Raw genomic sequence first — 20,254 nt, 5'->3', positions numbered from 1 at the left:
TTTTCAGAAACGGCTTACTTCTTTTGTTCCGTTCCTTTTCCTGAACATCCATAACAAGTTTCCGAGCCACCTAGCAAAAGTTGTACGTATCCGTTCCCTTCGCAATATGGACATACCGTTTGTTCTGTATGTTTCATATTTGCCCCTCCATTTTCTTAATTTTCTGATAATATACCAAAATTTTTTTCAAAAGAAAAAGAGGGATTTTCCTCATTTATCGCGATGTAAACGGATACATCAGCCGCATGCTTCTGTTTTCTTCATATCCCTTAATCTTTCAAATTTTTGAAATACAAACTATATTTTGTGTATCCAAACGGTTCCCCGGGATTGAGTCCGTCATGAGCCGGAAAATAGTGAAATGGTTCTAATTGCAATAAATACCGCAATAACCGAGATGTATGTTGATCTTCTCGCAATCTTTGCTTGCTTAAAAATTCAGCCGTGAACAATTCATCGGTTTGCACAGTAATCGTATGTGAAAGAGCACGAAGTAAAAATATGGCCATATTATCACTAATTTCATCGCGAATTACCCCTGTACGCATTCCGAGAAATCCAACAATTTCCGCATCAATTCCTGTTTCTTCTTTAATTTCACGGATTGCCGCTTCATCGATCATTTCCCCCGGTTGTACAAATCCTGCTGGAAGCGACCATTTTCCTTTCAATCCCCCATATTTTTTCTTTACAACAAGCCATTCATCCGCCTCATTGACAACTAATCCTGCCGCTGCAATCCATACATTGCCGCGTTTCTCTCCCATCTTCATCATCCTTTTTTATTTGTTATAAATGTTCCAACCTTCCCCACAAACATAAATATGTGAAAAACATTTACATTTGTACGAATATCGGTCTTTTTTGTTTCCAAAAAAAGAATAGTTATTTTTATATATATAATATAAATGTTAAAAAAGGGCAAACATTGAAGTTTGCCCGTCTATTAGAAGAACTTGAATTTTCCTTTTTTCATCACAAGCGAAGGACCGCCAATTAAATAAAGAGCACGGTTGTCGATCATTTTTTTCATAAAGCTTGCTTTTGTTCCCCACATTTTCTTGCCAAATACAACCCCAATAGCATCGTCATGGCCAAGGGAACAAACCGTTCCTTTAATATGTGGGCGGAATGGCTGCAATTCTCCTTTCTGACGGATTAACGCAGCAAGGTTTTTCGCACATAATTCCCCTTCTTGCATCGCGATTTGTGCCGTTGGCGGATATGGACGATTAGTTTCTTCATTAATCACTAACGAACAGTCACCAACGACAAAAATATCTTCGTGTCCTGGAACGCGCAAGAATGGGTCCACTTTAATACGGCCGCGCATCGCTTCAAAGCCAGACTCATCGATTACATGGCTTCCGCGTACACCAGCGGCCCATACGACTGTGCCTGCTTTAATCTCTTCGACGTCATCTCCTTTCGCTACGATAATTCCTTCTGGTGTACATTCTTTAATGGCAGTGCCGATTTTAAATTCAACGCCTTTACGCTCTAATTGGTTAACCGCATATTCAACCAGTTCCGGATCAAAACCTGGAAGCGCTGTCGGCGCTGCCTCTACACAAATAATACGAACTTTATGCGGGTCAATATCATACTCGCGGCATAATTCAGGAACGCGGTTTACCAATTCGCCTAAAAACTCAATACCTGTAAATCCAGCACCACCAACGACAATCGTTAGACGTTCATCCCGTTTTTCTTCTTCCGTGCTATACGTAGCAAATTGATACTCAATATGTTCGCGAATTTGCCGCGCTGCATTCACGTTTGCAATAGAAAAAGCGTACTCTTTTAGCCCTTTAATTCCAAACGTCTCCGATTCAAATCCAAGAGCAATAACTAAATAATCATAAGTAAGTTCGCCATTTTTCATTAACACTTTCTTTTCGTCAGGAAGTATTTTGACAACCGTGTCTTGCACAAATTTTACCTTATTGCGATCAATCACATCGCTAATTGGATAACGAACTCGATCATGATGCAATGTACCGGCTGATGCTTCGTGAAGCCATGTTGTTTCATAATGGTAGTCGTTTTTATTCACGAGTGTAATGCTCGCCTCATTGATCCCAACAAGCTCTTGCAAACGTACTGTTGTCATTAAACCGCCATAACCAGCACCTAAAATGACGACATTTGGTTTTTTCAATTGAATCACTTCCATCCTTTTTAATTTTTTGTAATTTGTTTATAGCTTTTGCCGCCATGCATATTTTTATCGGGCAAAGTTTGTGAAATTTTTCACGTTAATCGTCAAAAAAATGCCAAACAATTGTCACAAAAAATTAACAATGCATCCACAAAACATATTAGCCCTTTTTTTCAATCTTTTCAAGCGTTTTTTTATATTTTTATTAGCTACAAAAATCCCCATAAATAACAAATGGCTTTTATGGTATGATAAGATGGTGAGGGTAATTTTATTTATGGGGGAGGAATCTTCGATAATGAAAGAAGACCAAAAAATATATGATGTTACCATTATAGGAGGCGGACCGATCGGGCTGTTTGCCGCTTTTTACGGGGGACTAAGGCAGATGAGCGTAAAAATTATCGAAAGCTTGCCGCAATTAGGAGGACAACTGTCTGCTCTTTATCCTGAAAAATACATATATGATGTTGCGGGATTTCCTAAAGTACGCGCTCAAGAATTGATTGATCATTTAAAAGAACAAATGGAGAAATTTTCACCAACTGTTTGTCTTGATCAATCAGTGGAAATGTTAGAAAAATTGGAAGATGGAACATTTAAATTAACGACAAACAAAGAAATACATTATTCCAAAACTGTTGTTATTACCGCAGGAAACGGCGCCTTCCAGCCTCGACGCCTTGAATTAGAAAATGCAACGCAATATGAAGGAAAAAATTTATACTACTTCATTAATGATTTAAACCAATTTAAAGGGCAAAAAGTACTCGTTTGCGGCGGCGGAGATTCCGCTGTGGACTGGTCGCTTATGCTAGAACCAATCGCTGAAAAAGTGACGATTGTACATCGACGCGATAAATTCCGTGCTCATGAACATAGTGTGGAAACATTGATGAATTCCACAGTCAATGTGAAAACTCCATTTGTCCCTGTGGAGTTAATCGGTGACGAAGAGGGCATTCGCCAAGTTGTCATCGAACATGTGAAAGACGGTCTGCGCGAAACGATTGAAATCGATGCACTGATTGTGAACTATGGCTTTATTTCTTCGCTTGGGCCAATTAAAAACTGGGGACTTGAAATTGAGAAAAACTCCATAAAGGTTAACTCCAAAATGGAAACAAATATTCCTGGCGTTTACGCTGCTGGCGATATATGCACATATGAAGGAAAAATAAAACTCATTGCTTGCGGATTCGGCGAAGCGCCGATCGCAATCAGCAGCGCAAAAACGTATATCGACCCAACAGCGAGAATGCAGCCGGCTCATTCCACTTCGTTGTTCTAATTTTTCGATATGTCCGCCAAACGAAAGGGATGCTTTATTGACAAAAGCATCCCTTTTTCCATTTATCACAGTTATTCCCGTCTTTACTTTTTGTCAAAGATATAAAAACTAAAGGTGTAAAAAATCATACCTTTAGGAGGCGTTACGATTGATAAAGAAAGTGACTGGATTTTTCGCAGTTTCTGCCCTAGTAATGGGACTTACAGCGTGTAACGTAATGGATAAAGACCGTAATGACAATAATGATAATAAAAACATGAATATTTCCGCTTCGTATACATCAATACCAAGCAACAAATATCCTCATACAAGAGCGGTATTGATCCAAGAAGCAAAATACAAATTCGTTGAAGTGGACCCTAGACAAGCAGCTGAGTTGCAAGCAAGGCTTCAGCAACAATTGAATCAGCAAAGAAGACAATATACACTACCACCGAATCAACTGCAAACGCCGACACAATGGCAACAAACTCAACCTAAACAACAGACGCCAACTCAGCAGCAACAAGCTCAAACTTCTGCAGGAATCAGTCAATATGCTCAACAAGTAATTGAATTAACGAACAGAGAAAGAGCTCGAGCAGGTCTTCCTGCTTTAAAAGTGAATGCTCAGCTAAGTGCTGTGGCTCAGAAGAAATCACAAGATATGCAACAAAACCATTATTTCTCACATACAAGTCCGACTTATGGTTCTCCTTTTGATATGATGAGGGATTCTGGCGTTACTTACAAAGCAGCGGGGGAAAACATTGCTAAAGGCCAACGTACTCCACAAGAAGTTGTTGCTGCTTGGATGAATAGCCCTGGCCATAGAGCAAACATTTTAAATAGACAGTTTACTCACATTGGAGTAGGTTTTGAGCAAACTGAAAATATCTGGACACAAATGTTCATCAGTAAATAGATAAAAAAGGAGTCCAAATATGATTAGTCGTTCTTTTTCTTTATATTCACTCGTAATCCCTCTACTCGTTTCCCAGTGATTACCATATTATTCTAGCTTCTGGCATTGCTTATCGTTTACACGTCTATTCGCCCGTTTCTTCTTTCGCCTTAAAGCCAAATAAAAACCCTTCTTACCGACGAAATTCGATATTCATCGGTAAGAAGGCCGTTATTCACAATCCTATTCCGCAAATTTTAGGATCATTAGTTTATACACACTTGCGGACACGCCGATTCTCTAGCAATTATCAACCCAGGCTATACGTTTATGCTTGCCGTTAGATTGAACGGAATAATATCCCGTTTCTAAACATTGATATACACCGTTTATCCGTTTAGCACTGTTCCGGCGTGCCTGCATTCGTTGCTGTTCTAAACGATGAACCGCAACCGCATGTGGCGATCGCATTCGGATTGTTAATCGTAAAGCCGCCTCCCATTAACGATTGTTTATAGTCAATCACCGTTCCTTGTAAAATAGGCGCGCTTTCTTTATCGACTAGAATTTTAATTCCATGCTGTTCAAATTCGTGATCGTCTTCATGACGTTCGTGTTCAAATCCCATTCCATACGATAAACCGCTGCAGCCGCCGCCTTTCACTCCAATGCGAAGGTATGCTCCTTCCTCCTCATGTTCTTTCATCATGTCTTTAATTTGAAACGCAGCTGCTTCTGTAAGTGTGATAATATCAGCCATTGCCATCCCTCCTTATGGATAGTATATCGCTTTCCATACATGTCTCTCAAATATTTAATAGTAATACACACCTGTACAAATCGTTTCCGCCGGTCCTGTCATCCGCACATTTCCCTCATCCGTCCATGTAATGATTAAATCCCCGCCAGCTAAATGGACGACCGTTTCTTTATTTCGCGCTGTTTTTCCATTTAATACGGAAGCAACAACAGCTGCACACGCCCCTGTACCGCAAGCTTGCGTTACTCCAGAGCCGCGCTCCCATACGCGAAAATGGAGTTCATGGTCGTTTACCACCTCAACGAATTCGACGTTTACCCCTTCAGGAAACCGCTCGTCCTTTTCCACAATCGGACCAAGTGTCGTTACCGGCGCTGTTGTGATATCATCCACATAAAAAATGACATGAGGGTTTCCCATCGAAACGGCTGTAATTTCATACTGTTTTCCATCGACTTCAAACGGTTCTGCAACGACTCGTTCCGCATCCAGACCAATCATCGGGATCTCGCTCCGCTTTAAACGCGGCTTTCCCATATCAATGGTAACGTTCGTAACGGCTCCATTTTCTACGGTAACCTCTGCCTTCACGAGTCCGGACAATGTTTCAATAAAAAAGGATCGGTCTTTTACCATTCCATGCTCATATGCATATTTTGCGATGCAACGCAAGCCATTACCGCAATTTTTCCCTTCAGAACCGTCGCTATTAAAAATCCGCATTTTTACCGGAGCTACTTCTGACGGGCAAATGAGAATCATGCCATCCGCTCCGATTCCGGTATTTACGTTGGATACTTTCACCGCTAAGGACGATAATAATGATTCTGGAATTGTTTCTTCAAACATATTTACATATATATAACTATTACCGAGCCCATGCATTTTTGTAAACGAAAATTTATTCATTATTTCCTCCTTGAAATAAAAATTTTTTATATATAAGTATAAATCGAAAATAAACGGGGCACAATGAGAATATCCCCCGTTTTTTCATAATATACACCTTAAAGAGGATGTCTGATGGGACATCCTCGTTTTTTATGTCACAGCGAGTACATACTATCATATAATATTCCAAGAATGATCGATGTGCGGTAAAAATAGTTAATAAAAACAGCGGCTAATCGTCTTGATATAGCCGCTTCCTTTCGTTCAAAACATCGGATTCTCCTCTAAATAACGATAAATATTTTCCACTAACTGTTCAGGAGTATCTCCGGTTACGATTTCGCCATTTACTAAAGCGAAAAGAGTTTCCGCACATCGAGTGCAGTAGCTTAAACAGCTGTATTCTATAATATCCAAATTAGGATCCTTTTCTAGTATTTCTAACGCTTTTTGCGATCCGCTCGCTAAATTGCTGATGCAAAACTCAATCATTGGCTGAATCATCGTTTTCTCACCTTCCTACTGTTTTTCATCGTAACGGTTTTTTTTAGAAACGTCAATTCAGACACTTCGTTTGCCATTATATCTTCTTCCTTTGTCAATGCTTTCCGAAAAATTGTTGTTATTTTGCCACAATTTCGTTATACTTTTTTATGGCATTTTGCGTTTCATAAAACGATAAAAGGGGAATTTTGCGATGAGACACCTTGTGTTGCTCGGTGGAGGATACGGAAATATGCGAATTTTGCTTCGCCTCCTCCCAAACCATTTACCAGAAGATGTTCACATTACACTCGTCGACCGTATTCCATATCATTGTTTAAAAACAGAGTATTATGCACTCGCAGCAGGAACGATTAGCGATCATCATATTCGCGTTCCATTTCCAGAACATCCGCGTCTTACCTACCGTTTCGGTGAGGTCGTAAACATTGATCTCAACCATCAAAACGTACAATTGCAAGATGGAAGCAGTATCCAGTATGATGATTTAGTGATTGGGTTAGGATGTGAAGATAAATACCACGGCGTCCCAGGCGCTGAAACATTTACACATAGCATTCAATCGATTGAGAAAGCGCGAGCGGCATACGAAGCATTAAATAATTTACCGCCTGGCGCTATTGTCGGAATTGTCGGTGCGGGACTAAGCGGCGTTGAATTAGCAAGTGAATTAGCCGAAAGCCGCCCTGATTTGCACATCAAACTGTTTGACCGCGGAGAACGAATTTTGCCAATGTTTCCAAAACGGCTCAGCAACTATGTGGAAAGTTGGTTTAAACAACACGATATTGAAATTGTTCGCGGTTCTAACATTACAAAAGTAGAAGAACATACTCTTTATAATCACGATCAGCCGGTTCATTGCGATGTCATTGTATGGACAGCGGGAATACAGCCAAACCGTGTCGTCAGAAACTTGCCTGTGGAAAAAGACAAACAAGGTCGTGTTATTTTAACGAAACAGCATCACATTCCTGGATATGAAAATGTATACGTAGTAGGTGATTGCGCAAGTTTGCCGCACTCTCCAAGCGCACAGCTTGCAGAAGGGCAAGCGGAGCAAATCGTTCAAGTATTACAAAAACGTTGGAAAGGAGAAGAGCCACCGAGCGAATTCCCGCCGATTAAATTAAAAGGTATTCTCGGGTCGCTCGGCAGAAAACATGGATTCGGCCTCCTCGCTGACCGTCCAATCACCGGGAGAGTTCCTAGATTGTTAAAATCAGGAGTATTATGGATGTATAAATATCACAACGGTTATTAATAAAAAAGGGAGATCTTCGTTCCAAGATCCCCCTTTTTATCATCGATAACCATACTTCTCCATTTCGGCATAAATCGCCTTTAGCTTTGGGTTTCCTTCTCCAACAATGGCACCCCCAATCACAACAACAGGGTAAAATAAATCTTCTTCGATCACTTTTTTGGCAAACGCCTTTTTCTCTTCATCATCTTCTGGCGGGTTAAAAATATCAATATACGTAATGGAAAACGGCTGGTCTGGATATTTCCGTTTAATAGCTGCTTCTAGCCATTCATATGTTTCTTTGGAAGATGGCAATTGCACACAAGATGGACAAATCACATCGGCACCATATACGCATATTTCTACTTGCTTGAACGCCATATATTTCCACCTTTCATATCATAAAAACAAAATTTATTATTAGATTTTTTTCTTTATCATGATTATAATAAACTTAAAGAAAGGAGTCGATAAAAATGACGGATCAAGAAATCAAAGAACAAGTGCAAGAAGTTTTAGATAAACTGCGCCCGTTTTTACTTCGTGACGGCGGGGACTGCGAATTAATCGATGTTGAAGACGGTGTTGTCAAATTGCGCTTGCTCGGTGCATGCGGAAGCTGCCCAAGCTCAACGATTACATTAAAAGCCGGAATTGAACGCGCACTTTTAGAGGAAGTACCAGGCGTTGTCGAAGTAGAACAAGTATTCTAATCACGATGTTCATGCCGAAAAATAACAGCGGTTTCTCTCGGGAAACCGCTGTTATTTTTCTAGCGCCAGCTTATATACTTGACTCCCTTTTTGTTCCACCGTCAAAAATTCTACCGCACAATCTGGAAAGTGCGGAAGCAATTTTTCTTTTAAGCTTTCTCCTTTTCCAGGTTCGGTAAAAGCAAGAACGGTAGGACCAGCCCCGCTTAACGCTACCCCGAATGCTCCATATTGCGCAGCCAACGTTTCCACAAGCGATAATTGCGGGACAAGTTTTTTACGATACGGCTGATGGAATAAATCAGCTGCCATCATCTTTCCTGCAAGTTCCCAATTTTTTGTTAATAATGCCGCGACTAGTACATTGCTGACCGCGCTTGCCTCGACAGCTTCTTCTCGCGCCAGCAGTTCCGGCAAAGCACTGCGGGCTTTTTTTGTTTCTAACTCATACGAAGGGATGACAGCAACTAAATCAAATTGCACGTTTGGAACATGAACGATATTCGTCTCTTCTTGGCGATGGCTGCCAATGACAAGCCCTCCATATAAAGAAGCGCCGACATTATCCGGATGCCCTTCATAACAGCTGGCCAACCTCACTTTTTGCTCCAACGTCAGCGATAGACCTGCAAGCTCATTGGCCAGTTCAATCCCCGCTACCACCGCTGCTGCACTGCTTCCTAAGCCGCGCGTAAATGGAATATCACTATATACATCGACCGCACAGCTCGGCAACGTACACCCGTATGTTTGAGCGACTTGCGCCGCCACTTGATAAATTAAATTGTCTGTTCCTGGCGGAATTGCTTCTACTTCAGGAGATTGAGGAATAAATTTCCATTCATCCGCCAACCTGACTTCTAACGTTAAATAACGGGATACTGCGAGACCAATCGAATCAAAACCAGGTCCTAAATTCGCCGTGCTTGCTGGGACGACGATTTTTAACATCCCATCTTCTTTCATTGATGGACAACTCCTTGAATATGCTCAAACACAATCGCCTCATCATTCGGAAGTACGGTTGGTTTAATTTCCGCTGTTTCCATCGCAATTGCCGGATCTTTCATCCCATTTCCTGTCAACACCGCCACAACGGTACTTCCCTTTCTAATTTCATTCCGCTTCCGTTGCTTGATCACTCCCGCAATGGATGCGCAAGAAGCAGGTTCAGCAAAAATTCCTTCCTCTCGCGCAAGCAGTTTATACGCTTCTAAAATTTCCGCATCCGATACTTCATCGATTTTTCCATTTGATTCCGTTGCCGCTTGCACCGCTTTTTCCCAGCTTGCTGGATTGCCAATACGAATCGCCGTCGCGATCGTTTCTGGATGCTCAATCACTTGATTGCGGACAATCGCCGCCGCTCCCTCCGCCTCGAATCCGCGCATTTGCGGAAGACCAGTTTGTTTCGCCGCATGATACTCTTTAAATCCCTTCCAATAAGCAGTAATATTCCCCGCATTGCCAACCGGAATCGCAAGCACATCCGGCGCTTTGCCAAGCTGGTCGCAAATCTCGAATGCCGCTGTTTTCTGCCCCTCGATACGATATGGATTTACCGAGTTGACAAGGGTAATCGGAGCGATATCGCTAAGGCGGCGCACCATTTTTAACGCTTCATCAAAGTTTCCCTCAATCGCAAAAATTTCTGCTCCGTACATAACTGCCTGGGCTAGCTTTCCCATTGCAATTTTGCCATTTGGAATCACGACAATACAACGCAACCCTGCTCTTGCCGCGTAAGCCGCAGCAGAAGCGGACGTATTGCCTGTCGAAGCACAAATAATCGTATGGCTGCCCGCTTCTTTTGCCTTTGCGACCGCCACCACCATGCCGCGGTCTTTAAACGATCCCGTCGGATTTGCTCCTTCCACTTTTACGTACAATTCCACATCAAGCTTTTCCGATAGCCGTGGCAGCGGAATAAGCGGTGTATTTCCTTCATTTAAAGAAAGCATCGGGGTATTTTCATTGATTGGCAAAAATTCACCGTACGCGTGCAACAGCCCTTTCCATGTCATTATTTTCCCTCTCCTTCAACGCGATACGAACTCTTTACTTCATGAACAATTTCTAAATCACGCAATTGCTGTAAAATATCCTCGTAATCTTTTTGTGATGCACGATGAGTAACGATTACGATTTCCGCAAGCCCATCTTCTTTTAAAGGTAATTGTAAAATTTTTTCGAAGCTAACACCGCGTTCAGAAAATAGTGCCGTAATTTTCGCAAACGCGCCAACTTGATCTTTCACATGAATACGCAAAAAGTATTTCGAAAAAATTTCTGATGCGGATTTTAGCTGCTTTTCGTACTGCGGCGCAACGGCATTGCATCCGTTTACTCCCAATCTCATATTTTTCATGACAGCCACTAAGTCAGAAACAACAGCAGTCGCTGTTGGCAAACTGCCCGCTCCAGGCCCATAAAACATCGTCTCGCCGACCGCTTCGCCATACACATATACCGCGTTGTATTCATCATTAACGGACGCAAGCGGATGGGAATCAGGAAGCAATGTCGGCTGGACACTTACTTCTACTTTGTTTCCATCACGCTTAGCAATGCCGATTAATTTCATCGTGTAACCGAGACGTTTGCTGTAGTTAAGGTCTTCTTCCGTAATCGACGTTATTCCTTTTACTTGAACATCATCTAAATCAATGTTCATGGAAAATCCGAGACGGGCTAAAATAGCCATTTTTCTTGCTGCGTCTAATCCTTCTACATCCGCGGTTGGATCTGCTTCTGCATATCCAAGCGCTTGTGCTTCTGCCAATACTTCTTCATAGGATGCACCGTATTTACACATTTTTGTTAAAATATAGTTTGTTGTTCCATTTACAATCCCCATCATTTTCGTAATGCGGTCCGAAGCAAGACCATCAACAAGGCTGCGCAAAATCGGAATTCCTCCAGCAACACTTGCTTCATAAAATAAATCACAGTGATTTTCCACTGCCACTGCCAACAACTCTGACCCATACAATGCCATTAAATCTTTATTTGCCGTCACCACATGCTTGCCTTGCCGCAATGCGCGAAGCAAATATTGACGAGTTTCCTCGACTCCTCCCATTACTTCGATAATGACATCGATTTCTGGATCATCAATGACGTCTGTAACATTTGTCGTCAACAACGATGGTTCCACGCGCACGTCCCGTTTTTTATATATATCTCTTACAAGAATTTTTTTGATTTGCACCGGACAACCTACTTGATGCATCAGCCGTTCTTGATGATTTTCAATAATTTTTACAACACCGCTCCCAACAGTACCTAATCCTAATAAACCAACTAAGATTGGCTTTTCCATATTCCCCCGCCTTTCTGTATCTCCTGAATAAACATTTGTTTTTCTATAGTAGACATTATAAAAGATATTGCTTTGTTTTACAATGACTAAAATGACTAATTTTTATAATAAATATTGAAAACGCTTAATATCAAGCAAATTCAGATAATTTTTTTATAAAAAATAGGCAGCCCTGCTTCATAGGACCGCTTTATCGTGAATTCCACTCTTTGTTTACAAGCGTTTCAGGCTGTTTTCCTTGCAACACGGCAATAATATTTCGGCTAGCTAATTCCATCATCTTTGTACGTGTTTCTCTCGTTGCACTTCCAATGTGCGGCAATGCAACAACGTTTTTTAATGTCAATAACGGATGGGAAGCGTCAATCGGTTCATGTTCAAATACATCTAATCCTGCTCCGGCAATTTCTCCGCTTACAAGCGCATCATATAAAGCTTGTTCATCAACGACCGCCCCTCTTGACGCATTGATAAATATCGCGGATTGTTTCATTTTGCGAAATGCTTCCCTGTTAAACATATGACGTGTCTCATTGGTTAACGGCGTTAAGCAAACGACAAAATCAGCGGTTGCCAATAACTCTTGAAACGAGCAATATGTCGCGCCAAGCTGCTTTTCTGCTTCTATGTTGCGGGAACGATTGTGGTACAAAATATTCATATCAAAACCGGCTGCCCGTTTTGCAACAGCCTGCCCGATTTTCCCCATGCCGACAATACCGATCGTTTTGTGATGGACATCCACACCAGCTAATAAAAATGGACTCCAGCTTTTCCATTTTCCTTCTTTTATAAATTGCGCTGCCTCCACTATACGGCGGGCGGTTGCCAACAACAAGGCAAACGTTAAGTCAGCGGTTGTATCTGTTAGCACATCCGGAGTATTGCAAACAGCAATTCCATATTTTGTCGCGGCCGGGACATCGATATTATCAAATCCGACCCCCATGTTTGCAACGACTTTTAACGATTTTCCCGCTTTTAATACCTCTTGATCGATGACATCCGATACCATTGTTAATAACGCATCTGCTTTTTTCGCCTCGTTGATTAACACATCGCGAGAAACTGGTATATCGTCATGCGGCCACATCGCTACTTCGGCGATATCTTTGATCGGAGCGATAATATCATCGGGAAGCTTTCTTGTAATAAACACATATGGTCGACCCATAACGCCCACCTTCTTTTATGTATTTTTTTCTATCTTATCATAATTGCGCCATCATCATAAAAAAAAACGATGATTCCGTGATCATCGCTATTATGATACGTGAGAAAACCAATCAATTTTCGGAAGATGAAGCCGGCGGTTCGACAGTCCGACAATATCCACAAATGACGCGAGAAATTGTTCATGCTCTCGGGAATGGTTGACAATATGACGCAACGTTTGTTCATATGCTTGTTTTTCTCTCTCTCCTTCTGATATATAATACCCTTCCACGCATTCAAAATAATGAAGCGGGAAAAGAAGCCGTGCATAAATTAAGCGCCAGGCAAATGCCGATAACGGGGTGACCTGTTCATAGTCTCGAAAAAATTGCCGGATTCTTTCCACAGAAGCATTTTGTCTTTTTGTGTATATTTGCCGAACCCACTCCGCCAAATCTCTTGCACAATGATCATATACCCAATCCGTCGCTAACTTATGCTCCTTTCCCTCTATCCACTTTGCATCCGGCAACCGTTCATGGCAAAAAGTTGCATAGTCAATACCGACAGGCTCCTCATCTAACTCCGTATCCGCTATATATTGAATCGCATTTTCCGCCAAACCAAGATAATACGGAAACGATTCAATAAAAAGACGATCAAACATAGTAGTAATTCCCATCTCTATTTTTCTTCTCCAAAATTGCTCCATCTGATCAAGGCGTGTTCCCCAAAATTCTTTCCATTGGCCTATCCGCCGACAATGAATAATCGAAATAGGACAAGTGCGGCCACGCTGATGAAATTTCGCTAATTCCCGACCAATCGAGATATTTCTTGCATATGGCGGAACGGACGTACGAACCATAACAATGGGCTGTCTATCGTTGTAAGCAACCAGTTTTCCTGACTTGGTTGGAACAAACGATGCGACAGTGACATCTCCTTTCGATATTAAATAATGGCTCATTTTCTGTAATTCCTCTATTTCCGCTTCCGTGCGCCCATGTACAGGAATAACGGTATAATATTGATTTTTGTATAGAAATGTATGATATCGCCCAATTTTTCCTATTCTTTCTGCCGAAATTTCGTATTCATGACGAATAAACTCTTGCATCACTTCCCCCTCCTTATAAAAGCAATATATGAAGTCATTTGCAAAAAAATCTGTTTTTTTTTTCCACATTTGCAAGCATCAAAGTTTACAGAAACAGCACATTTATGCCATGATAAACATATATAATAAAAAATAACTCCTTAAAGAAACAGGTGACGCCCATGAAAGAACCAATTATGAACAATCTTGAACAAATCGCTCGCCAATGGTTGGAAGAACGCGGTGTTACAATCAAAGACATCGCTGAGCTTGTGTATTATTTACAATCGAAATACCATCCGAATTTGAAACTAGAAGAATGTATTGAAAATGTGAACCGCGTGATTGCCAAGCGTGAAGTACAAAACGCGATACTCACTGGCATCCAGCTTGATAAATTAGCAGAAGAAGGCAAATTAGATGAGCCGTTGCAGTCTATTATTCAGCGTGACGAAGGTTTATATGGAGTGGACGAGATTCTAGCGCTTTCGATCGTAAACGTATACGGCTCCATCGGTTTCACCAATTATGGATATATTGATAAACAAAAGCCAGGCATTTTGAAATACCTAAATGATAAGTCAACAGGAAAATGCAATACGTTTTTAGACGATATTGTCGGCGCTATTGCTGCCGCTGCCTCAAGCCGCTTAGCCCATCGAGCGGCGAATGTGGAGTAAGCGGCGCTTTAGCGAAAAGAAAAAACGCCGCTCTAGCGAAGAGCGGCGTTTTTTAAATGCGATCCATCCATTCTTTTAGTGAATCCGCCGTATATGTTGGCTGTTTTTCATATCGTTGCAACAGTTCTTTTGTCGTTACTCCCGTATGGACAAGAAGCGTGTCCATTCCCGCATTCATTCCCGCCATAATATCGGTATCGTAGTAATCGCCGATCATTAATGTTTCCTCTCTCGGCACTCCCAACACTTTTAGCGCTTGTTCCATAATAATTTTTTCCGGTTTTCCAATAAAAATAGGCTGCACTTGGGTCGACACAGCAACAACAGCCGTGAGAGAACCGTTTCCCGGCAACAATCCTCGTTCTGTCGGAATCGCAATATCGGCATTTGTCGAAATAAACGTTGCGCCGTTGCGAACGGCTAAACAAGCGATGGCAAGTTTTTCATATGTAATGCTTCTGTCAATTCCCATCACGACAAATTCAGCGTCTTCTTTCGCAAAAGTAAATCCTTTTTCTTCAAGAGCTGTGCGAATTCCTTCTTCGCCAATCACGTAAACAGAAGCATCCGGTTTTTTTTCAAAAATATAGTTTGCTGTCGCTTGGCTTGTTGTAAACACATGTTCTTCTGTTGCTGGAACGCCGAATGACTGCAATTTCTCCGCCACTTGTGCCGGTGTGCGCGAGGAGTTATTCGTGACAAATAAATACGGAATGCCTTTTCGATACAGCTCTTTTACAAAATCACGAGCTTCCGCGATACATTCTGTTCCTCGATACATTGTTCCGTCTAAATCGATCAAATATCCTTTATACTTTTTCAACATCTTCACCTCTTTATTGATCATCACGTAACAAACTTATAAAAAGAAATGAAAAATGTCAAAATGCAAACACGCCCCAATACCCTCCCTTTCTGTATTCCATTTAGAAGCGGGAGCTTTACAAAGAAGTCTCCACGCAGAAGGAGGATATCTCTTTCTACCCGATAAATGGAGTGGAGGTCTTCTTGGTGAAAGTTAACATTGGAGACGTGTTTGCTAAACGATCCATCAATTGCGGAACGCGGACACGGGACCAAGCTCGTTTTCTAAATACGTGCGAATAGCGGATGGATATGCTTGCAGCGCTGGAAAATGTTTTTGCACTTCCTCAAGCAATTTTGCGTGGTCGACATTCGTATAATGATGAACAAGCATTTTCCGATAGCCAATGATCGCTTTTAATCCTTTTGCATCATCCGCCGTTATAACCCGTTCATCCGTTAAAATATCGATAATATCTTCGTAACTGCCTGGGTCTCTCATAATAAAACCATCGATCATCGCATTTCCGACATCTAAAATTGCTTCAATCACTAAATGAACAATACGCTCAAGAACAAGTTGAGACAATTCATCATCCCACGATGGCTTTTGTTTATAAATATGTAACAGCTTTTCCATATAACGTAATGTTTCTTCGATTTTATTGCGATCTACAAAGTACATCATTATTCCTCCTAGTATTTGTTTTTTTTATTGTACCATAATTATACGAATACGAGACATTTCACATATCGTTTGTTATGATGGAAGTACGCACATTTCTTACTGGAGGGCGGAGTTTATGAACGAGCGTTTTTACTTATATGACGATACGGTCGATACGAAAACGCGTTTTGTCAGTTTTTTAGGAGAACGGCAACGATTTGATTTAGCCATTATCCAAACAGATCGTTTTTACGGAAAATATTTAGTCCTCGATTTGCAAAGCAACCGTTTTGCAATTATTGGACAAGACGATTTAGAAGAACCGGGATATTTGGAACATGTTTACCGCTTGAGTGAAGAAGATGCCAACGATTTACGATCATTTTTATACGAATGCATTTCATAGCCGCTTTCTCATTAGGGGACATTATAAATAATCCCCATCCTGAGGAAGGTGAAACAAATGCAGGAAAAGGAAAAGTATAGCGATTTTTCCACCGTGGAAAAACAGAAAAATTTTTTAACGGCCGAAGAATTTCCAGAAGGACCGTACGGTTCTCCGCGCCGCGCAGACGAACCAGTGCAAAACAAAAGCACCCCGTGGAAAAAGGGACAGCGTTACTATAGTGCTTTTAACTACGAATACAAATCATTCCACCAAGACATCCCAAGACAAGACCCTGGCGCGCATCCGCCGCACGATGACCCGCGGGAAAATGAACAATTCCCATACGGTCAAGCATAATAGTTGCGGCTATCCTCATAAAAAGGATAGCCGCGTTTTGTTTTATCGTTTTACCTTACGAAGCACAAAATACGCACAACCAAAATTGCAATATTCATACAAATATTCTGATAATGTGCTAATTTTTGTATCATATGTTGCTTTTTGGTTATGATCATCAAAAAATCCGCGCAAACGAAGTTGGTTGTAACCCCAGTCTCCCACAATATAGTCATACTTACTTAAAATATCTGCATATCGCGCACGAAACGCTTCTTCATTAAACGCATTTTTCACGTTTTCCACTAATTCATAACATATATTGTTAATGCATATCATCCTTTTCACCTTGCCTTTCCACTTTCATCATAAACGATGAAACGTTCCCAATCAATTACTGTTATCAAAGTTCATAAAAAGGAACATCCTGAAGGTGAAGGGGGTGTTTGCAATGAGAAAAACATTGCTTGCGGTCACATTAGGTACAGCTGTGACATTAGCAGGCTGTGCGCAAATGGGACAAGATAACAATACCGATGTATATAAACGAAGCGGTAATACGATGAACGTCACCGATCGCAACGATTTATATAATGAAAGAGGAGTGCCAAACGGCGACGATACACGAATGAACAATTTTGGCTATGTCCGCCATCAACAAAGCCCTGTTCGCGGCGATGCAAACTTATATAACAATATGCCAACGTTCAACCGCGAGCGCGCGGCTGATTTAATCAGCAAGCTTTGTACACAACTGCCGAACGTTAAGGATGTCGCCACATTAGTAACAGACGAAGAAGTATTGATCGTTTATGATACAGATACAAAAAATCGCCAGGAAACAGCAGATCAAGTAAAAAAGACAGCTCTTTCTGTCGTTCCGCGCTATTATCATGTCTATGTGGCTGATGATCCAAGACTCATGAAAGATATCGAGCGCTTTGGACGTTTAGATTCCAACAGCCGAAATATCGATCAAATTATCGATGCAACGATTCAAAGAATGCTGAAATATCCGCAAGGCCGCAAACTAAGTGACGGGGAAAACGAAAATGGGGAAATGATTAACGAAACAAACGACCGTCTCGATCGTGATTTCCATGATGGTACGCCAAAGCCTGCAAAAATGAACCGATAACCTGAGAACAGAAAAACGGTCTGTCTTCATCTCGATGAAGGCAAGACCGTTTTTTACACACGTTTTACGCTTTCATCTGCCGTGCTGCCGAAGCCGCATTTACTTGTTCGTCTGCATGATAAGAAGAGCGAACGAGCGGACCAGCTTCGCAATGAGTAAATCCTTTGCTTAATGCGATTTCTTTTAATTCTCTAAATTCGTCTGGATGGTAATATTTCACTACTTTCAAATGCTTTTTCGTTGGCTGTAAATATTGGCCGATCGTTAAAATATCCACGTGGTTAGCACGCAAATCATCCATTGCTTCAATAATTTCTTCTTTTGTTTCGCCAAGACCGACCATAATACTCGACTTGGTTGGAATGTCTGGCTGCAATTCTTTCGCACGGCGCAAAAATTCAAGCGAGCGCTCATATGTCGCGCGTGCGCGCACTCTTGGCGTTAATCGGCGAACCGTTTCAATATTATGGTTTAAAATATCTGGACGTGCATCCATTAATGTTTTTAAGTTCTCATATACTCCACCCATATCGGAAGGAAGCACTTCAATCGTCGTAAATGGATTTTTGCGACGGATGGCACGGACCGTTTCCGCAAATACAGCCGCTCCTCCATCTTTCAGGTCATCGCGAGCGACAGCAGTGACAACAACGTGTTTTAAGTTCATAAGGCGAACCGATTCGGCAACACGTTCCGGCTCTTGCCAATCTAGTTCTGTTGGTAATCCTGTTTTTACCGCGCAAAAGCGGCACGCACGAGTACATACGTTCCCTAAGATCATAAATGTTGCCGTTCTTCGCGCCGCCCAACATTCATGAATGTTTGGGCATTTTGCTTCTTCACATACGGTATGTAACCGGTTTTCACGCATCAATTTCTTTAAGCCAGTATAATTTTCATTTGTATTCAGTTTTATTTTTAACCATTCCGGTTTGCGAAGGCGCTCTTCGTTTGTTGCCATTGTTCTCACTCCAATAGTTTTATTTACATTTTCCATTATAAAAAAAACAGCGAATAAACACAAAGAAATTAGTCACACCTCACTTTCCGCATTTTAACATTTATGAAATAAGCGAATCTCCTCAAACTAAATAAAGGAGATGAACGGAAAGGAGTAGAAATATGTGTACCGATTTATATTTGGCATTGTAATGATGATAATTATATTCACGACACCAAAAATCATATTTGGCCAAGAAAAATTCGATGAAGAAGAGATATATCAGAAACGAATGGAGTTATACAAAAAAGCAGAAGCAGCCTCGCTGATCCCTTGGTATTATTTTGCGGCGATTGATCAATATGAACGGAACGTCCGTCAAGTGCGCCGTGATTTGCCTAAACCTACCGGCGTGCTTGGCATCTATATCAAACCGGAAATTTGGGCGGGGCCTTTAAATAAAAACCCTCATGATACCAATCCGTTTACGATTTCGCAATTTGGCGGTTTCGGCATTGACGGCAATGGTGACGGCAGCGCGGATCCAACGGATGATGAAGATGTTATTTTCGCATTGGCGCGCTATTTACAAACGTACGGAATTGATCATAAACATATTAAAATGGCACTATGGAATTATTATCAGCGAAGCAAAACGGTTGATTTAATTTTAGGAAAAATAAAAATTTACAAAAAGTATAAGACGTTAAAGTTAGATGATCATGCATTTCCGCTTCCCCTTCACGCCAATTACACCTATCGGGATACATGGGGAGACGCAAGAGGTTGGGGAGGACGCCGCATTCATGAAGGGACGGATATTTTTGCAGACTACGGTGTCCCTGTACGATCGACTTGCTATGGAATCGTGGAATTAAAAGGATGGAATAACTATGGAGGATGGCGTGTGGGTATTCGTGATATTAATAACACTTATCACTATTTTGCTCATTTAAATGGATTTTCCCCTAACTTACGTGAAGGACAAATCGTGGAACCAGGAACCATTATCGGCTCGGTCGGCAGTTCGGGCTACGGCCCGCCGGGAACGGCAGGAAAATTCCCACCGCACCTTCATTACGGGATGTACAAAGATAATGGCTATACGGAATGGTCTTTTGATCCGTATCCTCACCTGAAAGCGTGGGAACGGGCAGAAAAACAAAAATGGAAGAAAAATAAGGAGGCTAAATAGAAATAGGCCTCCTTTTCCCATCTATCGCGCTACGTATTTTGTTTTGCTTTCCTAACCGAGAAAATGAACAATACGTCATAT

Annotated in this window: 24 protein-coding genes and 1 pseudogene; 9 read left to right on the top strand and 16 right to left on the bottom strand. The window is 41.4% G+C overall.

The window, feature by feature from the left end:
- Nucleotides 1–14: 14 nt before the first annotated feature.
- From QSJ37_RS11715 to QSJ37_RS11705, 3 genes are all read right to left on the bottom strand, one after another.
- Entirely contained in the window at nt 15–137 is a 123-nt protein-coding gene (locus tag QSJ37_RS11715; RefSeq protein WP_015864957.1) for a YuiA family protein, read from the bottom strand.
- Between the two features lie 132 nt (nt 138–269).
- Complete coding sequence (locus QSJ37_RS11710) at nt 270–767, bottom strand: NUDIX domain-containing protein (RefSeq protein ID WP_285755302.1); 498 nt, start codon at nt 765–767, stop codon at nt 270–272.
- A gap of 179 nt (nt 768–946) precedes the next feature.
- Nucleotides 947–2,176, bottom strand: a complete 1,230-nt coding sequence (locus QSJ37_RS11705; RefSeq protein WP_285755301.1) for an NAD(P)/FAD-dependent oxidoreductase — start codon at nt 2,174–2,176, stop codon at nt 947–949.
- A gap of 283 nt (nt 2,177–2,459) precedes the next feature.
- On the opposite strand from QSJ37_RS11705, the gene QSJ37_RS11700 reads away from it, so the two are divergent.
- Together QSJ37_RS11700 and QSJ37_RS11695 are read left to right on the top strand one after the other, a co-directional pair.
- Nucleotides 2,460–3,452, top strand: a complete 993-nt coding sequence (locus QSJ37_RS11700) for an NAD(P)/FAD-dependent oxidoreductase (RefSeq protein WP_285755300.1) — start codon at nt 2,460–2,462, stop codon at nt 3,450–3,452.
- Between the two features lie 148 nt (nt 3,453–3,600).
- Nucleotides 3,601–4,356 (top strand): CAP domain-containing protein, encoded by a 756-nt coding sequence (locus QSJ37_RS11695; protein WP_285755299.1) that lies wholly within the window; start codon nt 3,601–3,603, stop codon nt 4,354–4,356.
- Between the two features lie 376 nt (nt 4,357–4,732).
- Here QSJ37_RS11695 and QSJ37_RS11690 read toward each other — a convergent pair whose 3' ends face one another.
- From QSJ37_RS11690 to QSJ37_RS11680, 3 genes are all read right to left on the bottom strand, one after another.
- Nucleotides 4,733–5,095, bottom strand: a complete 363-nt coding sequence (locus QSJ37_RS11690) for a HesB/IscA family protein (protein ID WP_062755831.1) — start codon at nt 5,093–5,095, stop codon at nt 4,733–4,735.
- Nucleotides 5,096–5,149: 54 nt separating this feature from the next.
- Nucleotides 5,150–6,004: a diaminopimelate epimerase gene (dapF, locus tag QSJ37_RS11685; RefSeq protein ID WP_285755297.1), complete on the bottom strand. Its 855-nt coding sequence runs from the start codon at nt 6,002–6,004 to the stop codon at nt 5,150–5,152.
- Between the two features lie 246 nt (nt 6,005–6,250).
- The gene (locus tag QSJ37_RS11680) at nt 6,251–6,490 is read right to left on the bottom strand and encodes a YuzB family protein (protein ID WP_015864962.1); all 240 of its coding nucleotides are present in this window, start codon (nt 6,488–6,490) and stop codon (nt 6,251–6,253) included.
- Nucleotides 6,491–6,683: 193 nt separating this feature from the next.
- Between QSJ37_RS11680 and QSJ37_RS11675 the strand changes: the two genes are divergently transcribed.
- Nucleotides 6,684–7,754, top strand: coding sequence for an NAD(P)/FAD-dependent oxidoreductase (locus tag QSJ37_RS11675; RefSeq protein WP_285755295.1), 1,071 nt, complete (start codon nt 6,684–6,686; stop codon nt 7,752–7,754).
- Nucleotides 7,755–7,793: 39 nt separating this feature from the next.
- On the opposite strand, the gene QSJ37_RS11670 is transcribed toward QSJ37_RS11675, so the two are convergent.
- A complete protein-coding gene (locus QSJ37_RS11670; RefSeq protein ID WP_285755294.1) occupies nt 7,794–8,117 on the bottom strand; it encodes a YuzD family protein in 324 nt (107 codons plus the stop codon).
- Between the two features lie 30 nt (nt 8,118–8,147).
- Here QSJ37_RS11670 and QSJ37_RS11665 point away from each other — a divergent pair.
- A pseudogene (locus tag QSJ37_RS11665) lies at nt 8,148–8,449 on the top strand (NifU family protein); the annotation flags it as partial.
- A gap of 51 nt (nt 8,450–8,500) precedes the next feature.
- Here QSJ37_RS11665 and thrB read toward each other — a convergent pair.
- The 5 genes from thrB to yutH all read right to left on the bottom strand — a co-directional run bounded on the left by thrB (nt 8,501) and on the right by yutH (nt 14,046).
- Nucleotides 8,501–9,415, bottom strand: coding sequence for a homoserine kinase (thrB, locus tag QSJ37_RS11660; protein WP_285755293.1), 915 nt, complete (start codon nt 9,413–9,415; stop codon nt 8,501–8,503).
- Nucleotides 9,412–10,473: a threonine synthase gene (gene thrC, locus QSJ37_RS11655; protein WP_285755292.1), complete on the bottom strand. Its 1,062-nt coding sequence runs from the start codon at nt 10,471–10,473 to the stop codon at nt 9,412–9,414. The genes thrB and thrC overlap by 4 nt, the downstream gene beginning before the upstream one ends.
- On the bottom strand, nt 10,473–11,771 hold the full coding sequence (locus tag QSJ37_RS11650; protein ID WP_285755291.1) for a homoserine dehydrogenase: 1,299 nt from the start codon (nt 11,769–11,771) through the stop codon (nt 10,473–10,475). The genes thrC and QSJ37_RS11650 overlap by 1 nt, the downstream gene beginning before the upstream one ends.
- Nucleotides 11,772–11,961: 190 nt before the next feature.
- On the bottom strand, nt 11,962–12,945 hold the full coding sequence (locus QSJ37_RS11645; RefSeq protein WP_285755290.1) for a 2-hydroxyacid dehydrogenase: 984 nt from the start codon (nt 12,943–12,945) through the stop codon (nt 11,962–11,964).
- Nucleotides 12,946–13,035: 90 nt separating this feature from the next.
- On the bottom strand, nt 13,036–14,046 hold the full coding sequence (gene yutH, locus QSJ37_RS11640) for a spore coat putative kinase YutH (RefSeq protein ID WP_285755289.1): 1,011 nt from the start codon (nt 14,044–14,046) through the stop codon (nt 13,036–13,038).
- A gap of 161 nt (nt 14,047–14,207) precedes the next feature.
- Here yutH and QSJ37_RS11635 point away from each other — a divergent pair, with 161 nt between their 5' ends.
- Nucleotides 14,208–14,705: a phosphatidylglycerophosphatase A family protein gene (locus QSJ37_RS11635; protein WP_285755288.1), complete on the top strand. Its 498-nt coding sequence runs from the start codon at nt 14,208–14,210 to the stop codon at nt 14,703–14,705.
- Between the two features lie 52 nt (nt 14,706–14,757).
- Here the strand turns inward: QSJ37_RS11635 and QSJ37_RS11630 are convergent, their stop codons facing one another.
- Together QSJ37_RS11630 and hepT are read right to left on the bottom strand one after the other, a co-directional pair.
- A complete protein-coding gene (locus QSJ37_RS11630) occupies nt 14,758–15,528 on the bottom strand; it encodes a TIGR01457 family HAD-type hydrolase (protein WP_041269973.1) in 771 nt (256 codons plus the stop codon).
- Nucleotides 15,529–15,756: 228 nt separating this feature from the next.
- Entirely contained in the window at nt 15,757–16,194 is a 438-nt protein-coding gene (gene hepT / locus QSJ37_RS11625; protein WP_015864973.1) for a type VII toxin-antitoxin system HepT family RNase toxin, read from the bottom strand.
- A 118-nt stretch (nt 16,195–16,312) separates the two neighbouring features.
- Here hepT and QSJ37_RS11620 point away from each other — a divergent pair, with 118 nt between their 5' ends.
- Both QSJ37_RS11620 and QSJ37_RS11615 read left to right on the top strand, forming a co-directional pair.
- Nucleotides 16,313–16,582, top strand: a complete 270-nt coding sequence (locus QSJ37_RS11620) for a DUF3055 domain-containing protein (protein WP_285755287.1) — start codon at nt 16,313–16,315, stop codon at nt 16,580–16,582.
- 57 nt (nt 16,583–16,639) lie between these two features.
- Nucleotides 16,640–16,921, top strand: a complete 282-nt coding sequence (locus QSJ37_RS11615; RefSeq protein ID WP_062678330.1) for a hypothetical protein — start codon at nt 16,640–16,642, stop codon at nt 16,919–16,921.
- A 42-nt stretch (nt 16,922–16,963) separates the two neighbouring features.
- Here QSJ37_RS11615 and QSJ37_RS11610 read toward each other — a convergent pair whose 3' ends face one another.
- Nucleotides 16,964–17,239 carry a YutD family protein gene (locus tag QSJ37_RS11610; protein ID WP_015864975.1) on the bottom strand — a complete coding sequence of 92 codons (276 nt, stop codon included), beginning with the start codon at nt 17,237–17,239 and terminating at the stop codon, nt 16,964–16,966.
- A gap of 112 nt (nt 17,240–17,351) precedes the next feature.
- On the opposite strand from QSJ37_RS11610, the gene QSJ37_RS11605 reads away from it, so the two are divergent.
- Nucleotides 17,352–18,038: a YhcN/YlaJ family sporulation lipoprotein gene (locus tag QSJ37_RS11605; protein ID WP_285755285.1), complete on the top strand. Its 687-nt coding sequence runs from the start codon at nt 17,352–17,354 to the stop codon at nt 18,036–18,038.
- Nucleotides 18,039–18,102: 64 nt separating this feature from the next.
- Here QSJ37_RS11605 and lipA read toward each other — a convergent pair whose 3' ends face one another.
- Nucleotides 18,103–18,999: a lipoyl synthase gene (lipA, locus tag QSJ37_RS11600; RefSeq protein ID WP_285755284.1), complete on the bottom strand. Its 897-nt coding sequence runs from the start codon at nt 18,997–18,999 to the stop codon at nt 18,103–18,105.
- 193 nt (nt 19,000–19,192) lie between these two features.
- Here lipA and QSJ37_RS11595 point away from each other — a divergent pair, with 193 nt between their 5' ends.
- Nucleotides 19,193–20,173, top strand: a complete 981-nt coding sequence (locus QSJ37_RS11595; protein ID WP_285756114.1) for a M23 family metallopeptidase — start codon at nt 19,193–19,195, stop codon at nt 20,171–20,173.
- The last annotated feature ends 81 nt before the right edge of the window (nt 20,174–20,254 follow it).

Source organism: Parageobacillus sp. G301 (assembly GCF_030268025.1).
In the GTDB taxonomy this organism is placed as follows: Bacteria; Bacillota; Bacilli; order Bacillales; family Anoxybacillaceae; genus Parageobacillus_B; species Parageobacillus_B toebii.
Note: the sequence above shows the minus strand (reverse complement) of the source record. Positions and strands in the feature narration are given on the sequence as shown.

Excerpts from the sequence above, each read along its gene's own strand:
- QSJ37_RS11675 (WP_285755295.1), top strand. The coding sequence starts at position 6,684 with ATGAGACACCTTGTGTTGCTCGGTGGAGGATACGGAAATATGCGAATT.
- QSJ37_RS11705 (WP_285755301.1), bottom strand. The coding sequence starts at position 2,176 with ATGGAAGTGATTCAATTGAAAAAACCAAATGTCGTCATTTTAGGTGCT.
- QSJ37_RS11650 (WP_285755291.1), bottom strand. The coding sequence starts at position 11,771 with ATGGAAAAGCCAATCTTAGTTGGTTTATTAGGATTAGGTACTGTTGGG.
- QSJ37_RS11715 (WP_015864957.1), bottom strand. The coding sequence starts at position 137 with ATGAAACATACAGAACAAACGGTATGTCCATATTGCGAAGGGAACGGA.
- yutH (WP_285755289.1), bottom strand. The coding sequence starts at position 14,046 with ATGCAAGAGTTTATTCGTCATGAATACGAAATTTCGGCAGAAAGAATA.
- QSJ37_RS11595 (WP_285756114.1), top strand. The coding sequence starts at position 19,193 with ATGATAATTATATTCACGACACCAAAAATCATATTTGGCCAAGAAAAA.
- QSJ37_RS11710 (WP_285755302.1), bottom strand. The coding sequence starts at position 767 with ATGGGAGAGAAACGCGGCAATGTATGGATTGCAGCGGCAGGATTAGTT.
- QSJ37_RS11690 (WP_062755831.1), bottom strand. The coding sequence starts at position 5,095 with ATGGCTGATATTATCACACTTACAGAAGCAGCTGCGTTTCAAATTAAA.
- QSJ37_RS11670 (WP_285755294.1), bottom strand. The coding sequence starts at position 8,117 with ATGGCGTTCAAGCAAGTAGAAATATGCGTATATGGTGCCGATGTGATT.
- lipA (WP_285755284.1), bottom strand. The coding sequence starts at position 18,999 with ATGGCAACAAACGAAGAGCGCCTTCGCAAACCGGAATGGTTAAAAATA.
- hepT (WP_015864973.1), bottom strand. The coding sequence starts at position 16,194 with ATGTACTTTGTAGATCGCAATAAAATCGAAGAAACATTACGTTATATG.
- QSJ37_RS11615 (WP_062678330.1), top strand. The coding sequence starts at position 16,640 with ATGCAGGAAAAGGAAAAGTATAGCGATTTTTCCACCGTGGAAAAACAG.
- QSJ37_RS11605 (WP_285755285.1), top strand. The coding sequence starts at position 17,352 with ATGAGAAAAACATTGCTTGCGGTCACATTAGGTACAGCTGTGACATTA.
- QSJ37_RS11610 (WP_015864975.1), bottom strand. The coding sequence starts at position 17,239 with ATGATATGCATTAACAATATATGTTATGAATTAGTGGAAAACGTGAAA.
- thrC (WP_285755292.1), bottom strand. The coding sequence starts at position 10,473 with ATGACATGGAAAGGGCTGTTGCACGCGTACGGTGAATTTTTGCCAATC.
- dapF (WP_285755297.1), bottom strand. The coding sequence starts at position 6,004 with ATGAATAAATTTTCGTTTACAAAAATGCATGGGCTCGGTAATAGTTAT.
- thrB (WP_285755293.1), bottom strand. The coding sequence starts at position 9,415 with ATGAAAGAAGATGGGATGTTAAAAATCGTCGTCCCAGCAAGCACGGCG.
- QSJ37_RS11700 (WP_285755300.1), top strand. The coding sequence starts at position 2,460 with ATGAAAGAAGACCAAAAAATATATGATGTTACCATTATAGGAGGCGGA.
- QSJ37_RS11635 (WP_285755288.1), top strand. The coding sequence starts at position 14,208 with ATGAAAGAACCAATTATGAACAATCTTGAACAAATCGCTCGCCAATGG.
- QSJ37_RS11645 (WP_285755290.1), bottom strand. The coding sequence starts at position 12,945 with ATGGGTCGACCATATGTGTTTATTACAAGAAAGCTTCCCGATGATATT.
- QSJ37_RS11680 (WP_015864962.1), bottom strand. The coding sequence starts at position 6,490 with ATGATTCAGCCAATGATTGAGTTTTGCATCAGCAATTTAGCGAGCGGA.
- QSJ37_RS11620 (WP_285755287.1), top strand. The coding sequence starts at position 16,313 with ATGAACGAGCGTTTTTACTTATATGACGATACGGTCGATACGAAAACG.